Consider the following 15,344-nt stretch of genomic DNA (forward strand, 5'->3'; position numbering starts at 1 on the left):
GTCCGTGCGCCTCAGGCCTCGATGCGGTACCCGAGACCGCGGACCGTGACCAGGATCTCGGGGGTCGACGGGACCCGCTCGATCTTCGAGCGGATGCGCTTGATGTGCACGTCGAGGGTCTTCGTGTCCCCGAAGTAGTCGGAGCCCCACACCCGGTCGATGAGCTGCCCGCGGGTGAGCACGCGACCGGCGTTCCGGAGCAGCAGCTCGAGCAGCTCGAACTCCTTGAGCGGCATCGGGGTCTCGGACCCGTCGACCGACACCGTGTGCCGCTCGACGTCCATCCGGATGCCGCCGACCTGCAGGATGCCGCTGTCCGCCGGGTCGTCCTCGGTACGACGGCGGAGCACGGCGCGGATCCGGGCCAGGAGCTCGCGGGTCGAGTACGGCTTCGTCACGTAGTCGTCGGCGCCGAGCTCCAGCCCGACGACGATGTCCACCTCCGAGTCCTTCGCGGTCAGCATGATGATCGGCGCGTTCGACCGGGTCCGGATCTGCCGGCACACCTCGGTGCCGCTCAGGCCCGGCAGCATGAGGTCGAGGAGCACCAGGTCGGGGTTCTCCGCGTCGAACTTCGACAGCGCGGTCACGCCGTCGGCAGCGACGGAGGTCTCGTACCCCTCACGCTGCAGCAGGAACTCCAGGGGCTCGCTCAGGGCCGGCTCGTCGTCGACGATGAGGATCTTGGTCACGATGGCTGCTCTTCCAGTTGCTCTTCGAGGGCTGTGGTCAGTTCGGGATCTGCCTCGGGCAGACGGATGGTGAAGGTCGAGCCCTTGCCGGGCTGCGACCAGACGCGCACGTCGCCGCCGTGGTTACCGACGACGTGCTTGACGATCGCGAGCCCGAGGCCGGTGCCACCGGTGGCGCGCGACCGTGCGGGATCGACACGGTAGAAGCGTTCGAAGACGCGGTCGAGGTCGGCCTCGGGGATGCCGACGCCCTGGTCCGTGATCGCGATCTCGACGAAGCCCTTCGCCGACCGGACGCCCACACCGACGCGGGTGTTGTCCGGCGAGTACTTGACCGCGTTGGCGATGAGGTTCGACACCGCGACCTGCAGCAGGCCCGGGTCACCCATCACCCGCAGCTTCGACTTCTTGGCGCGGATGATCTCGATCGAGCGGGCCCGGGCGACGACCTCGTTCGCGTCGATCGCGGCCTGCACGATCTTGTCGATCCCGGTCTCCTCGCTGTTCTCCAACGCGTCGACCGACTGCAGGCGCGACAGCTCGATGATGTCCTTCGTCAGCGCACCGAGCCGCTCGGACTCGGTGATGAGCTGCGCGGCGAACTTCTTCACGTGCGCGGGGTCGTCGGCCGCGATGACGAGGGTCTCGGACAGCAGGCCGATGGCGCCGATCGGGGTCTTCAACTCGTGCGAGATGTTGGCGACGAAGTCGCGCCGGACCTCGTCGATGCGCCGGCTCTCGGTCAGGTCGTCCGCGGTGAGCAGGACGTAGCGGTTGCCGAGCTGGGCGGCACGGAAGCTGAGGTAGCCGATGAGCTCCCCGTGGCGGCCGCGCGGCAGCTCGAGGTCCTCCGACCCCATCTCGCCGCTCTTGCGCACCCGGTCGATCAGGTCGAGCAGTTCGTGGTGCACCAGCCGCCGGCGCACGACGAGCCCGGCGGTGAGTGCCTGGGGCGACGCTGCGACGACGGTGTTCGACGGGTCGATGACGACCGCCGGGTTGTGCATCGTCGCGATGACCGCTGCGACGCCGTCCGGCAGGGTGCGCTCCGCCACGTCGGCAGCACGTGCCGTGCGCTCGGCGGTGATGATCAGCACCACGACGCCCGCGCCGAAGACCCCGCCGAGGAGCATCGACAGTGGCACGAGCCACGCGTTGTCCATGCGGCCAGTGTAGGGATGGTCATGCGGGGTTCCGGTACCGTTCACCGTCCGCGGAAGGCCAGATCGCGAAGCGTTCAGCCCCGCGTCACCGTTCGTTCACCTGGGCTGACGACACTCGTCCGGTACGCAGAGAGAGGTACTCCCCCATGCGCGAAGTCTTCCAGCAGGAACTCCAGGACGTCCAGGAGCGACTGACCGAGATCGCCGGGCTCGTCGAGTCCGCCATCACCCGGGCCACGCAGGCCTTCGGTGAGTCCGACGTGGCCCTCGCCGAAGAGGTGATCGCCGACGACGAGAAGATCGACCTCGCGGCGAACAGCCTCGACGAGATCGCGATCGACATCCTCGCCCGCCAGGCGCCCGTCGCGCGCGACCTCCGCGTCGTCGTCACCGCCCTGCGCGTCAGCTCCTCGCTCGAGCGCATGGGCGACATGGCCGAGCACATCGCGCAGCTCGCCCGCCAGCGCTTCCCCGAGAAGGTGGTGCCGAAGGGGCTGCGGGGCACGTTCAAGAAGATGGGCGCGCACGACGTCGCGATGGCGCAGAAGCTCACGCGCCTGCTCGCCTCCGAGGACATCGCCCTGGCCGCGGAGATCCGCGACGAGGACGACGCCGTCGACGAGCTGCACGCCAGCGTCTTCGACTTCGTGCTCGGTGAGGCCTGGAAGGGCGGGCCGGTCGACACCGTCGACGCCACCCTGGCCTCCCGCTACCACGAGCGCTTCGCCGACCACGCGGTCTCGATCGCGAAGAAGGTCGAGTACCTGGCGACCGGCGACTGGACCGGCGCGTCCACCTCGACCGCGGCGGTCTGACCCCACCCGATCGGTCTGCGAGGATCGTGGCATGGCCCAGGTCGCGATCATCGTCAACGGCATGCCCGGTTCCGGCAAGAGCACGATCGGCACGGCACTCGCCGAGGTGCTCGGCTGCCCGTTCCTGTCGAAGGACCGCATCAAGGAGCCCCTCGCCGACGTCGTCGGCCCGATGATCGCCTCGCGTCCGCTCGGCGGGATCGCGATGGACACGATGTGGTCCATGGCGCGGGCCGTCGAGAACGGGGTCGTCCTCGACGCCGTCTGGCTGCCGTCCCGAGACCGGGACCGCCTGGAGGCCGGGCTCGCGTCCGCAGGGTCGCCCCGCGCCGTCGAGGTGTGGTGCGACACGGACCGCGCCACCGCCGAGGAGCGACTGCGCGACCGGTACGAACCGGGCACCGTGCCGGTGCGCCACGAGGTGCACGGGGACCTGGCCGAGGTGCTCGCCTTCTGGGACGAGCACGGCGACGACGCCCGGCCCGTCGGGCTGCCCGGCGTCCCGGTGATCCGCGTCGACACCACGAAGCCGTACGACGTCGGAGCCCTGGTGCAGGAGATCGCGTCGCACTTCGTGTGAGCGCCCGCCGGTCGTCGAGCCGACCATGCTGCCGAAGCGACAGGTCGTCGGAACGGCGATCCGTTCCTCCCGGCGGAGCGACAGAAGTCGGCGGAACGTTCGCGGCACACTGTCGCTTTCGCGAAGGCCCGCTCACGCACGAACGCCCCGCCCGGATGCCGGACGGGGCGTTCGCGGTAGGGCTACTTCTTGGCGCCCTGGGCAGCCACGGCGGCGGCACCGGCTGCGGCGGCCTCGGGGTCGAGGTAGTAGGCGGGCTTCGTCGGCATGAAGTCGTCGTCGAGCTCGTACACCAGCGGGATGCCCGTCGGGATGTTCAGGCCGGCGATGTCGTCGTCGGAGATGCCGTCGAGGTGCTTCACGAGCGCACGGAGCGAGTTGCCGTGCGCCGTCACCAGGACGGTCTTGCCGGCGGCGAGGTCCTTCGTGATGTCGGACTCCCAGTACGGCAGCAGACGGTCGATCACGAGCTTGAGCGACTCGGTGCGGGGCAGCCGGTCACCGAGCTCGGCGTAGCGGCGGTCCCCGAACTGCGACCACTCGGCGTCGTCGGCGATGGGGGGCGGCGGGACGTCGAACGAACGGCGCCACTCCATGAACTGCTGCTCGCCGTACTCGGCCAGGGTCTGGGCCTTGTCCTTGCCCTGCAGGTCGCCGTAGTGGCGCTCGTTGAGGCGCCAGTCGCGCTTCACCGGCAGCCAGGCCAGGTCGGCCTGCAGCAGCGCGATGTCCGCCGTCTGGATCGCGCGGGTCAGGAGCGAGGTGTACAGGACGTCGGGGACGATGCCGGACTCGGCGATGAGGTCGCCGGCACGCTTCGCCTCCTTCTCGCCCAGCTCGCTGAGCCGGACGTCGACCCAACCGGTGAACAGGTTCTTCTGGTTCCAGTCACTGTTGCCGTGACGGAGCAGGACGAGCGTGGAGGTCATGCCTGCGAGTCTACCGAGCGGTACCGGCCCCGTACCCTTGGACGCATGCCCATCGGGAACGTGACGCGCGGGACGACCGGGTACAACCGGCTCCGCCGCGTCGACCGGTGGATCGCGACCCTGCCGGTGCTGCGCCGGACGGACGACCCGCTCGTCGCCGACGTCGGCTACGGGGCCTCCCCGACCACCACCCTCGAGCTCCGGGACCGCCTGGCCGCCGTCCGACCGGACGTCGAGGTGACCGGCATCGAGATCGAGCCGTCGCGGGTGGCCCTGGCGAACGCCGGCACCCGCGACGGCGTGACCTTCCGTCTGGGCGGCTTCGAGACCCCGACGCCCGGGCAGCGGCGGCCCGCCGTGATCCGCGCGTTCAACGTGCTGCGGCAGTACGACGAGGCCGCGGTGGTCGGGTCGTGGCGGATCATGCAGGACCGGCTGCAACCCGGCGGCGCACTCGTCGAGGGCACCTGCAACGAGGTCGGACGGGTCGCCTCGTGGGTGACGCTCGACGACGTCGCACCACGGACCTTCACGGTGTCGCTCCGGCTCGCCGGCCTCGACGTGCCGAGCATCGTCGCCGAGCGCCTGCCGAAGGCCCTGATCCACCGCAACGTGCCGGGCGAGCGGGTGCACACGTTCCTGCGCGACCTCGACCTGTCGTGGGCGGTCGCCGCACCGCTCGGGACGTACGGGCCACGGCAGCGGTGGATCGCCACGGTCCGCGGCATGCGGGACCGCGGGTGGCCGGTGCTGCACGGTGTGCCGCGCTGGCGCCTCGGTGAGCTCAGCGTGCCGTGGTCGGCCGTCGCCCCTGCCTAGGCCCCGCGCCGCAAAACACCGGTGTTCGCGCTCCGAACACCCGCAAAACGCGGTGCGACCGGCGAACACCGGTGTCTTGCGATCGTCAACGCGCAGACTAGGAGCGCTTCACGGCTCCGAGGCGGGGCAGGCGCGGGACGTTCGCCGTCGCACCGGCCTCGGGCGGGACGATGGTCTCCTGCGCCGCCGTCACCACGACGTCGTCGGCCTCGAGCCGCAGGGTCGCGGCGGGGTCGAGGGAGCGCTTCACCACGGCGAGCCCGATCGGACCGAGCTCGTGGTGGATCGCGGACGCCGACAGCCGACCGACGGGCTTGTCGTCGAGCAGCACCGGGGTACCGGGCGTCGGCAGCACGCCGTCCGACCCGTCGAGGTGCAGCAGCACGGCCCGGCGCGGCGGGTGCCCGAGGTTGTGGACCTTCGCGACGGTCTCCTGCCCGCGGTAGCAGCCCTTCGACAGGTGCACGGCGGACCGGAGCCAGTCGAGCTCGTGCGGGATCGTCCGCTCGTCGACGTCGGACAGGGTCGGGCGCCAGGCGGCGATCCGCAGAGCCTCGTACGCGAGCAGCCCCGCGACCGGGACGTCCGACGAGGCGATCGCGGCCGCGGTGCCGGGGGTGACCACGGCGATGCGGAGGGTCCAGTCGGAGCCGGGGTGGGCCTCCTGGTCGGCGTAGCCCCACCCGCCGGGGGTGACGGCGCCCCACGGGTCGACCCACTCGGCGACGGGCGGTTCCGGCAGTTCGACGGACGCGAACGGGGGCTCCGCACCGAACCAGCCGAGGGTGACGAGGTCGGCCGAGCGGTCGGCGACCTCGACCCTGAGCATGAAGCGCATCGAGTCCAGCCAGCCGGCGAGCGGCGCAGCGTCAGCGCGCTCGGTGAGCAGCCAGGCGGTCGAACCGTCGTCGACGACCCGGGCCGCGTGCTCGACGCGTCCGGCCTGGTCGAGCACGAGGGTCTCGGTGCTGACGCCGACGGGCAGCCCCGTCAGCTGCTGCGAGGTGATCGAGTTGAGCCAGGACAGCCGGTCCGGCCCGGTCACCGTCACGACGCCCAGCCCGAGCTCGACGACCGCACGACCGCGGACGAGCAGTCGCTGCTCGCCGATCGGGTTGCCGAAGTGGGCGGCGACGGAGTCGGCGGCGACGAAGCCGTCGCGTGCAGCGAACACCGACATCAGTCGACCTTCGCGAGCTGCCCCGAGGCGTGCGAGGTGAGTTCACGGCCGAGCGCAGCGATGTCCCACGCCCAGAAGAGCTTGCCCTCGACCAGCCCGTACAGGCGGGTCGCGGCGGAGTAGTCCTTCGCGTTCGGCGAGCGCATCACGGCGTCGGTCGACAGGTCGATGCGGCCCTTCAGCACCCGGCCGACGTAGAGCTCGTTGACGCCCGTCGGGTGGATGATCGCGGCCTCGACGTCGAAGCCGTCGGTGGTGTTGCGGAGGGCCTCGACGCTCTCGACGGTGCTGAACGGCGTGGGCCCCTCGCCCAGGAGCATCGCGGGGCCGCGGTCGCCGGGCTCGGTCGGACGGTCGATCCGCCAGTACCCCATCTCGGCGGCGAGCGGGGTGTGGTCGTCGTCCAGCAGCCACGTGGTGGACGAGTAGTTCAGGTACGGCAGGCCGTCGTGGCTGAAGCTCACGCGCTGGCCGAACTCGTAGTTCCGGACCTCGTCGTCGTCACCGACCGGGTACTCGACCACGCCGGTTCCCTCCCACACGCCGACCAGCCACGACAGCGGGACCAGTTCGGGGGCGAGGCCTTCGGGCAGCTCGATCAACGCTGACCCTTGAACAGCTTCACGACGACGACCACCGAGATGAACGCGATCGCGAGCGACGCCAGGCCGAGGAGGCCGACGTAGAAGAGCTCGAGCGCAAGCAGCGAATCCATGGTCCGGAGTCTACGCGGCTCGGCTCAACGCGCCAGGAGCACCACCGCGGTGACGAGGACCACGACGAAGGCCCCCGAGGACGCGATGCTGATCCGTTCGACCAGGCCGTCCTTGGTGGCGGTGATGAGCTGCAGCACGAAGCTGACCATCACGCAGGCGACGAAGACGAGCAGCAGCCAGGCGAACGCGTCGCGCTCGGCCAGGGCCAGCACGAGCACCGCCCCGACGACCGCCAGCACCCAGACCGGCAGGACGGACGTCAGCTTGAGGCGTCGCTGGTCGGTGGGGTGCACGGGCTCGGTCACGCGCTCCATCATGTCAGGGGACGTGCGGCACGCACGCACCGCTCGGTGCGGGGCGGGTGCGGGACGACGCGCAGTCCGTCCGGCCGGACAGGTGGTTCGCGAGCATCACTAGGATGTCTCCACGACGTCATCCACCTCCGGAGGTCCTGTGGCACAGCTCCTGGTACTCACCTCGACCGCGCCCGGAGACGTCCTACCGAGCCTGGGCCTCCTGAGCCACCGGATCCGCCACGTGCCGGCCGAGGCCGCGCAGCTGGTCAACGCCCCGCAGAGCGACCTGATGTTCGTGGACGCCCGCACCGACCTGGTCAGTGCGAAGGCCCTGTGCAAGATCCTCGCGTCGTCTGGTTCGACCACGCCGATCGTCCTCGTCGTCACCGAGGGCGGGCTGACCGCGGTGAACAGCGACTGGAACGTCGACGACGTCGTGCTCGAGAGCGCCGGCCCCGCCGAGATCGACGCCCGCATCCGACTGTCCGCCGGTCGTGCGGCGAAGGGCCAGACGAGCTCGAAGATCCAGGCGTCCGGCGTCGTCATCGACGAGGCCAGCTACTCCGCCAAGGTGCGCGGTCGGCCGCTCGACCTCACCTTCAAGGAGTTCGAACTCCTCCGCTTCTTCGCGACCCACCCGTCCCGGGTGTTCACGCGCGAGCAGCTGCTCAGCGAAGTCTGGGGCTACGACTACTTCGGCGGCACCCGCACGGTCGACGTGCACGTCCGGCGGCTCCGCGCGAAACTCGGTGACCTCGAGTCGCTCATCGGTACCGTCCGCAACGTCGGGTACCGCTTCAACGTCTACGACGACGAGGCCGATCGTCTGATGGGGCAGTAGTGCTGCCCGACCTCGACGGCTTCGTCGTCCCCGGCGAGGCTCCGCCGTTCTCCGACCAGACCCTGGTGGACGTCCGCGCGGGACGCGCGAGGGTCCTGACCGTCGACCACGGGGTCGCCGTGGTCCGTGACGCCGAGCTGGAACTCGTCGTCGCCCGGGAGGCCCGTGGCCAGGGCATCGGCACGGCCCTGGTGTCGCAGGCGCTCGCCCTGGGCGGCGGGGCCGCTCCCCGGCTCGCGTGGGCGCACGGAGACCACCCGGCAGCGCGGGCGCTGGCCGACCGGTTCGGCTGGCGCGCGGTCCGCACCCTGCTGCAGCTCCGGGCACCGATCGACGACGCCGTGCCTGAGGTCGAGGTCGAGCTGCCCGACGGCTTCACGCTGTCGGCGTTCCGGCCCGGCACCGACGACGAGGCGGACTGGCTCGCGCTGAACGCCGCCGCCTTCGCCCACCACCCCGAGCAGGGGCGGATGACACTGGACGACCTGCACGCACGCGAGGCCGACGCCTGGTTCTCCGGCGACGACCTGCTGCTGCTCCGCGACGCCTCCGGGGCGCTGGCGGGCTCGTGCTGGCTCAAGGTCGAGGACGGCATCGGCGAGTTCTACGCCGTCGCCGTCCGCCCCGACCTGCAGGGGCAGCGGCTCGGCGGCGTGCTGATGCGCGCGGGGACGGCACGCCTGAGCGGCCGCGGACTGACCGCCGCCGCACTCTACGTCGAGGGGGACAACGAGCCCGCGCTCGCGCTGTACCGGCGGTCGGGGTTCACGCAGCACGCGATCGACGTGCAGTACGCGGCGCCGTCTCCGTCCGGCCGGTAACATTGCGTGGTCGGCGAGGGGTCGGCCAGTGGGGGAATCGGGGAACGCGTGGCGCAGGACCGTCAAGGGCAGTACGGCCAGGGTGAACCGCTCGGCGCGTCCTACCGGCTGGTCGAACTGCTCGGGACCGGAGCCACCGGCGAAGTGTGGCGGGTCGAGCACACCGCCACCGGCGACGCGTTCGCGGCGAAGCTGCTCCGTGCCGAGCTCGCCGCCGACCCGCAGATCGTCGAGCGCTTCGTCCGCGAGCGCTCCGTGCTCCTCGCCCTGCAGCACCCGTCCATCGTGCGCGTCCGCGACCTGGTCGTCGAGGGCGACCGGCTCGCGATCGTCATGGACCTGGTGCCGGGCGGTTCCGCGCGCGACCTGCTCGCGGCGAACGGGCCGCTCACCCCGCGGGACGCCCTGACCATCACCGCCGAGACCCTCGACGCCCTCGCCGCGGCGCACGAGCAGGACGTCACCCACCGTGACGTCAAGCCCGACAACGTGCTGCTCCAGGCCGCCTGGACCCCCGGTGCGAGCGGCGACGTCCGGGTCACCGACTTCGGCATCGCGTCGGTCGTCGCCGACCGTGAGCGCACCACCACGGGGCTCCTCGGCACACCGCAGTACATGGCACCCGAGTCGATCAGTCACGGCCGCTCGGGCCCGGCCGCCGACGTCTACGGCGCCGGGGTCATGCTCTACGAGCTGCTGTCCGGCCGCACGCCCTTCGCCGGACCGGGCACGGACTTCGCGGTCGCCTACCGGCACGTCACGTCGAACCCACCACCGCTCGACGTGCCCGATGCCCTGTGGGCAGCGGTGGCCGCCCTGCTCACCAAGGACCCGAACGCCCGGCCGTCCGCGGTCGACGCCGCCGCGACCCTGCGTCGACTCGCCCGGTCCCTGGCGTCGGCCCCCGCGCTGGCCGCGGTCAGCGACCCCGACTCGTTCGACGAGGTCGAGCGTCCGGCGACCGTGGTCCGTGGGCTCCGACCCGAGAACGGGACGACGCCCGAGGCCACGGGCACCGGGGACGACGCCGCGGCCGTCGGGCCGGCCCCGGAACTCGGCCCCGCCGGGTCGCAGACCGTCATCCGGCCGATGGCGCGGCAGCCGTTGCCCGCCGCGCCGGCTGCCGAGCCCGAACCGACGCGTCGGTTCACCCGCCCCGAGTGGCTGACGAACCGAGCGCTCCTGTTCGGCGGCATCGGCGTCGTGCTCGTCGCCGCACTCGTCGTCGGTGGCGTGGTGTGGCTGCCCGGAGCCCTCCGGAAGACGCCGGGCACCGGTACCGCGACCGCACAGGCCGCCAACGCGTACCAGCAGGACCGTCCACTGCCCACCGGGCTGGCGACCACACGGCGCGCCACCATCGATCCAGCGAAGGGCACCGTCGACCTGCGCGTCACGTACGCGGCGCAGGCGGCCACCCTCAGCGGACCCTTCCTCGAGGTGCTGCCGGGTGCCGGCTCGGGCGCCTCCTGCCCCGCGGTCACCTGGTCCGGCGAGGGCATCACCGCGAAGCGCAACCAGCCGTCACTGACCGGTGTGGACACCGCGTGCGCGTGGAGCCTGTCCGGCGTCGAGGTCCCCGCTGGCGGAGACGTCACGGTGGATGCGTCGGTGCCGCTCGCGTCGGTCACGGACGGCGCCGCGCTGCAGACGTGGCTCGACGGCGTCGGCGAGGCGACCACTGCCGCGGTGACCGACGACGCCGTGCGCGGGACCGCCTACCCGGTCCAGCGGCTGCAGGGCGTCGAGGTCCGGACGCCCGACCGGACGGTCAGCCAGACGGCACTGCCGGTGACCCTGGTGCCGGTCTGGCCGAGCGGCACCGACGAGCTCAACCCGCTCTACCGCAGTCCGAGCAGCGGGCGCCCGTCGCAGATGCTCGTCGACGTGGCCGGCGGGGAGTCCGGCGTACGGTTCGCCGACGGCTGCTCGGGCGCGCTGGCGGTGTCGTCCGACGGGCTCGTGGTCACCGCACTGTCCGTCGCTCCGTCGTGCACCGTCCGGGCGACCGTGGGGAACTTCACGAACCTCGAGAGCTCGCCCTTCGGGATCACGACGCGCGATTGAGCGTTTCCGTCGCGTCCGTCGCGCGACTGAAGGCGTCCGTCGCGTCCGTCGCGCGACCGAAGGCGTCCGTCGCGTCCGTCGCGCGACCAGCAGACGGACCGGAGGCCCGTGGCGGCGTCACCACGGGCCTCCAGTCCGTGAGTCGGTCAGCTGCCGGCGGATGCGGTCTGGACCAGGCGGACCGCCCCACCGGACGACGCGTAGCCGCGACCGACGGTCAACGCGACCGGCGCACGGCGCGGGAGCGTGACCCCCAGGAGCTCACCGTCGTAGTCGACGTCGGGCTGCAGGAGCACGCCGCACCGCGACTTCCGGACGGCGCGGGTCCAGTGGCTGTACAGCGACCGGAGGTCGGCGGACCGACCGGCGGCGACCACGCACAGACCGGGACGCTCCGTCGCGAGCAGGGTGGCGATGGCCTGGTCGCCGTCGTCGAAGCGTTCGGCGTCGTCGATGAGCAGCAGGACCGGACCGCGCTCGAGCCGCAGGCCGGCCAGCAGGGCGGGCACCTCGTCGGGCCCGACGGCGATGCGGTCGAACGTTCCGGAGGCGAGCGGTGACCGACGGTCACAGATCGCCCAGACGGCCGGGCGGACGCCCTCTGCAGCGCGCGCCAGTGCCGCCAACGCCAGCAGGACGGTCGACTTGCCCGACCGGGCCGGCCCCGCGACGAGCACGTGTTCGCCGTCGTAGACCTCGAGCGTGGCCGGGGCGAGGTCGTCCTCGGCGATCCCGACCGGCAGCCGCCACGGCTCGCTGGAGAAGACCGCACCGGCACCGAGCTCGTCGACCAGGACGGCGTCGGGCAGGCGCCCGACGGCACTCGCCTTCGCCGCGGTGCCGGACCAGGTCTCGGCGACCCGGCCCACGGCCTGGGCCAGTGGGACGTCCGGTGTCGCCACGTGCGACTGCAACCGCAGGACCGAGTCGATGAAGCGGCCCGGCACCGGCGGGGGGACGTCCTTGGGGCGGACGCCGATGGAGGCGTAGTCGTACGGGTCAGCCAGGCGGAACATCCACTTCTGCGTGGTCACCTCGTCCATGGCCGACGGCACGGCCTTGGCACGCGTCGTCGACACGGCGAAGGAGATGCCCAGCGCGGGCCCCTCGGCGTAGACGCGGTACAGGGCGTCGAGCAGCAGCTGGCCCTCGAAGTCCTGGTACTCGTCGCGCAGTGCCGCGAGACCGTCGATCAGCACGACGGCACGGCGGCCGCCCGGAGTGGCACGACGGCGCTCGAGCTCGACGCGCAGGTGGCGGAGGAACCGCGCCTGCAGCTCCCCCGCACCGGCTCCGGAGCCGACGTAGGCGGTGGTGTGCGGCAGCTGCGCGAGCGGCGCCAGGTCGCCGGGACCCATGTCGAGCACCAGCAGGTCGAGGTCCTCCGGGCTCGTCGCGGCGGCGAGCTGCAGGGCGAGGGTGGCGAGCGCGGTGCTCGTCCCGCTGCCGGGGATGCCCATGAGCATCAGGTTGCCCTCGTCGAGGTCCCACCCGGTGGTGATCTGACGCTGGTGGTCGGGGTCGTCGGCCAGGGCCACGGGCACCGTCCGCGACGAGTCGGCGGCGCCGGCGGTCGCCAACGCACCCAGCTCGACGCGGTCGCCGAGTGCCTCGGGCCAGATCGGGCGCGGCGGGGCGTACCCGGCGGCGGCGTTCGCCTGCCCGATCGACTCGATGAGCTGGTCGAGGTCGGTCACGTCGGACGCCGTCGGGACCGGGGCGGGCATCGGCGCAGGGACGCCGAAGACGTCCGTCGGACGGACGGACACCGGCTGCTCGGCACGTTCGTCACGAGCGCGGCCGGTGACGAGGGCGGTCTGCACCGGGGTGATGTCGTCCTGCCCGAGCTTCACGTAGGCGCGGCCGGTCTGCTGGCGACCGATGCCGGCGGCCGCGGGGACGCCGATCACGTTCGTGGAGTCCTCGCGGCTCTGCACCCGCAGCGCGACACGCATGTTGGTGTTCGCCAGGATGTCCTCGCTCACAACGCCGGCCGGGCGCTGGGTGGCCAGGATCATGTGGACGCCGAGTGTGCGCCCGACCGCGGCAACGGCGACGAGCGAGGTCAGGACGTCCGGGAAGTCCTTCGCCAGCATCGCGAACTCGTCCACGACCAGGAGCAGGCGCGGCATCGGCTCGTCCGGCTTCGTCGCCAGGTAGGCGTCGAGGTTGTCGATGTCCGCCCCGGCCGCGGCGAACACCCGCTGCCGTCGCTCGAGCTCGGCCTCGAGCGCACGGATCGCACGGTCGGCGAGCTGCTCGTCGAGGTTGCTGATCGTGCCGATGGTGTGCGGCAGCCGCTCACAGGCGGCGAACGCGGCCCCGCCCTTGAAGTCGACGAGGAGGAAGTTCAGGCGCGTCGGGTCGTTCCGCGCTGCGAGCCCGGCGACGAGCGACCGCAGGAACTCGCTCTTGCCCGAACCCGTCGTGCCACCGACCAGGCCGTGCGGTCCGTCGCGGACGAGGTCGATCTCGAGGACGCCGCTCTCCGACGAACCGATCGGCGTCGAGAATCCGGTGCGGGCGTCCCAGGCCGTGCGGATCGCATCGGCGGGGCTCGTGCCCGTCGGGATGCGTGCAACCGTGTCGTCGCCCGCGAGCAGCTCCGGCAGGCGGACGAGCGACGGCAGGGACGCACCCGGCACCAACAGCTCGGGGTCGTCGAAGTGCGCCACACTGCGGGCGCTCCGCTCGGCGGTCTCGGCACTGAGGCCGGCGAGCACGACGTCCTCGACGCGGGTCCGGTCCTCCGGTCGGTAGACCGTCGCGGCGGCATCGGCACCGACCGTGACGATCGTCGTGCAGGCTGCGGGGAGCTGCTGCTCGTTGGTCGCGATGACGATCCCGCTCACCCGCCGCGGCTGTTCACCGGGACGGAGCGACTGTCCGGGAACGGTACGCCCCTCACCGAGCAGGTTCCGGGCGGGTGCGTCGCGGCCCTCGGTGAGCACCTCGGAGTCGACCACGACGAGCAGGTTCGGTGTCGGCAGTTCGTCGAGCGACTCCCGCAACCCGCGCAGCACCGCTGCGCTCTGGTCGCGCTGCGCCGACATCCAGCGGGCACCGGTGCTGCTCCCCGCCACACGCGCGTGGGGCAGCCAGGAGGCCCACCCCCAGTCGTCCGCGCGGCCGGCGTCACAGAAGATCCCCACCGTCAGGTCGGCGGGCCCGCAGTGCACGGTCGCCTGCGTGAGCAGGCTGCGCGCCAGTGCGAGCGCGCCCTCGCGGTCGCCGACGATGCCGACCACGCCGGCGTCGGACAGGTCGGCCACGACCGGGGCCGCGGTGAGGCGGCTGTCGGCGATGGCGGACTTCGCCTCGTCCTCGAGCTTGGACGACGCCGCCCGCTGATCGAGCTCGGGGCGCCACGGTGCGTCCCCCGTGCCGGCGTGCAGGCTCAGGAAGTCGGCGTCCTCGGAGCGTCGCTGCCACAGCAGGGTGGTGGGGAGCTCGGCCCGGCGGACGACGGTGGCCGGGTCGGGGACGAGTTCCTGCCGACGGGCGGCCTCGACCGCTGCGGCCTCGGCGATCTCACCGCGGAAGGACTCCACCGCCTCGGCGAAGCGGGTGTCCTCCTCCTTCAGGTTCTTCGTCCGCCGGTGCTTCTGTTCGAACCACATGCCGATCGCGGTGACCGGCGACAGCAGCGCGAACAGGGCGAACCGGGCGTCGCCGAGCAGGAGCACCATCGCGCCGGCCAGCACCAGGGGCGCTGCGACCGTGATCCAGCTGAACTTGGACGACTGCGGGACCTCGCGCTTGGCGGGTGGGTCGACGGTCTCGGTCTCGGTGTTCCGTCCGGCTCGGGGCGGACGGTTGAAGGGGGCGGTCGCCGCGGGCGTCAGGTTCGCCAGGGACCCCGCGGCCGGCACGGGGACCTCGTCCAGCTCCGGCCGGACCAGCAGCACGGCACCGCCAACGATCACGCTCGTGGTCCCGGTGAGCAGGACGCCGTCGGCATCGATGCGTTCGCCCGCGATCACCGTGCCGTTCGTCGAACCGGCGTCACGCACGCGGACCCCGTCGTCCTCGCGCTCGATCGTGCAGTGCTCCCACGAAGCACTCTCGGTGGGCAGCACGACGTCGGCCTGCGGTGCCCGGCCCACGACGAGCTTCCGGCTGCGCGGGACCGGCACGACGAGACCCGCGTCGAGTCCGCCGGCGAGGGTGACGCTCCACCCGTCGATCAGCTGCGGCCGCTCCTGCGGTGCGCGGCCGATGCGGGAGCCCTCGAGCAGGACGAGGTCGCGCAGCGGGGTCGCCGCACTGGTGCGGTGACCGTCGACCGCGAGGGTCGTCTCGGCATCGAGCTCGACGCCGATCGCCGCCGCGATGAGCTCCCCCAGCGAGGACGCGCCGGACCACCCGTCGACCTCGACCGCTTCACGTCGGTCGTCGAGCTCGATCAGCAGGCGCATGCTCGCG

13 protein-coding genes are annotated in these 15,344 nt (G+C 72.2%); 6 read left to right on the forward strand and 7 right to left on the reverse strand.

Annotation, left to right across the window (positions count from 1 at the left end; all coding sequences use genetic code 11):
* Positions 1 to 11: 11 nt before the first annotated feature.
* Positions 12 to 692, reverse strand: coding sequence for a response regulator (locus KK097_RS07850; RefSeq protein ID WP_027466611.1), 681 nt, complete (start codon positions 690 to 692; stop codon positions 12 to 14).
* Positions 689 to 1,855 carry a sensor histidine kinase gene (locus KK097_RS07855; protein ID WP_214528749.1) on the reverse strand — a complete coding sequence of 389 codons (1,167 nt, stop codon included), beginning with the start codon at positions 1,853 to 1,855 and terminating at the stop codon, positions 689 to 691. The genes KK097_RS07850 and KK097_RS07855 overlap by 4 nt, the downstream gene beginning before the upstream one ends.
* Positions 1,856 to 2,001: 146 nt before the next feature.
* On the opposite strand from KK097_RS07855, the gene phoU reads away from it, so the two are divergent.
* Positions 2,002 to 2,670 carry a phosphate signaling complex protein PhoU gene (gene phoU, locus KK097_RS07860; protein ID WP_214528750.1) on the forward strand — a complete coding sequence of 223 codons (669 nt, stop codon included), beginning with the start codon at positions 2,002 to 2,004 and terminating at the stop codon, positions 2,668 to 2,670.
* A 31-nt stretch (positions 2,671 to 2,701) separates the two neighbouring features.
* Positions 2,702 to 3,250, forward strand: coding sequence for a P-loop nucleotide/nucleoside kinase family protein (locus KK097_RS07865; RefSeq protein ID WP_214528751.1), 549 nt, complete (start codon positions 2,702 to 2,704; stop codon positions 3,248 to 3,250).
* A gap of 182 nt (positions 3,251 to 3,432) precedes the next feature.
* Here KK097_RS07865 and KK097_RS07870 read toward each other — a convergent pair whose 3' ends face one another.
* On the reverse strand, positions 3,433 to 4,179 hold the full coding sequence (locus KK097_RS07870; protein ID WP_214544268.1) for a phosphoglyceromutase: 747 nt from the start codon (positions 4,177 to 4,179) through the stop codon (positions 3,433 to 3,435).
* A 45-nt stretch (positions 4,180 to 4,224) separates the two neighbouring features.
* On the opposite strand from KK097_RS07870, the gene KK097_RS07875 reads away from it, so the two are divergent.
* On the forward strand, positions 4,225 to 4,998 hold the full coding sequence (locus tag KK097_RS07875) for a class I SAM-dependent methyltransferase (RefSeq protein ID WP_214528752.1): 774 nt from the start codon (positions 4,225 to 4,227) through the stop codon (positions 4,996 to 4,998).
* Positions 4,999 to 5,095: 97 nt separating this feature from the next.
* Here KK097_RS07875 and ygfZ read toward each other — a convergent pair whose 3' ends face one another.
* The 3 genes from ygfZ to KK097_RS07890 all read right to left on the reverse strand — a co-directional run bounded on the left by ygfZ (position 5,096) and on the right by KK097_RS07890 (position 7,199).
* Entirely contained in the window at positions 5,096 to 6,178 is a 1,083-nt protein-coding gene (gene ygfZ / locus KK097_RS07880) for a CAF17-like 4Fe-4S cluster assembly/insertion protein YgfZ (protein WP_214544269.1), read from the reverse strand.
* Positions 6,178 to 6,780: a heme-binding beta-barrel domain-containing protein gene (locus KK097_RS07885; RefSeq protein ID WP_214528754.1), complete on the reverse strand. Its 603-nt coding sequence runs from the start codon at positions 6,778 to 6,780 to the stop codon at positions 6,178 to 6,180. The genes ygfZ and KK097_RS07885 overlap by 1 nt, the downstream gene beginning before the upstream one ends.
* Before the next feature lie 137 nt (positions 6,781 to 6,917).
* A complete protein-coding gene (locus tag KK097_RS07890) occupies positions 6,918 to 7,199 on the reverse strand; it encodes a hypothetical protein (protein ID WP_214528755.1) in 282 nt (93 codons plus the stop codon).
* Between the two features lie 148 nt (positions 7,200 to 7,347).
* Here KK097_RS07890 and KK097_RS07895 point away from each other — a divergent pair, with 148 nt between their 5' ends.
* The 3 genes from KK097_RS07895 to KK097_RS07905 are packed head-to-tail and all read left to right on the forward strand — an operon-like array spanning position 7,348 to position 10,919.
* Positions 7,348 to 8,031 carry a response regulator transcription factor gene (locus tag KK097_RS07895; RefSeq protein WP_214528756.1) on the forward strand — a complete coding sequence of 228 codons (684 nt, stop codon included), beginning with the start codon at positions 7,348 to 7,350 and terminating at the stop codon, positions 8,029 to 8,031.
* Positions 8,031 to 8,852, forward strand: a complete 822-nt coding sequence (gene mshD, locus KK097_RS07900; RefSeq protein WP_214528757.1) for a mycothiol synthase — start codon at positions 8,031 to 8,033, stop codon at positions 8,850 to 8,852. The genes KK097_RS07895 and mshD overlap by 1 nt, the downstream gene beginning before the upstream one ends.
* Before the next feature lie 48 nt (positions 8,853 to 8,900).
* Complete coding sequence (locus KK097_RS07905) at positions 8,901 to 10,919, forward strand: serine/threonine-protein kinase (protein WP_214544270.1); 2,019 nt, start codon at positions 8,901 to 8,903, stop codon at positions 10,917 to 10,919.
* 146 nt (positions 10,920 to 11,065) lie between these two features.
* On the opposite strand, the gene KK097_RS07910 is transcribed toward KK097_RS07905, so the two are convergent.
* A complete protein-coding gene (locus KK097_RS07910; RefSeq protein ID WP_214544271.1) occupies positions 11,066 to 15,337 on the reverse strand; it encodes a type VII secretion EssC family protein in 4,272 nt (1,423 codons plus the stop codon).
* Positions 15,338 to 15,344 lie beyond the last annotated feature (7 nt).

Origin of the sequence: Curtobacterium flaccumfaciens (assembly GCF_018598405.1) — a bacterium.
In the GTDB taxonomy this organism is placed as follows: Bacteria; Actinomycetota; Actinomycetes; order Actinomycetales; family Microbacteriaceae; genus Curtobacterium; species Curtobacterium aurantiacum.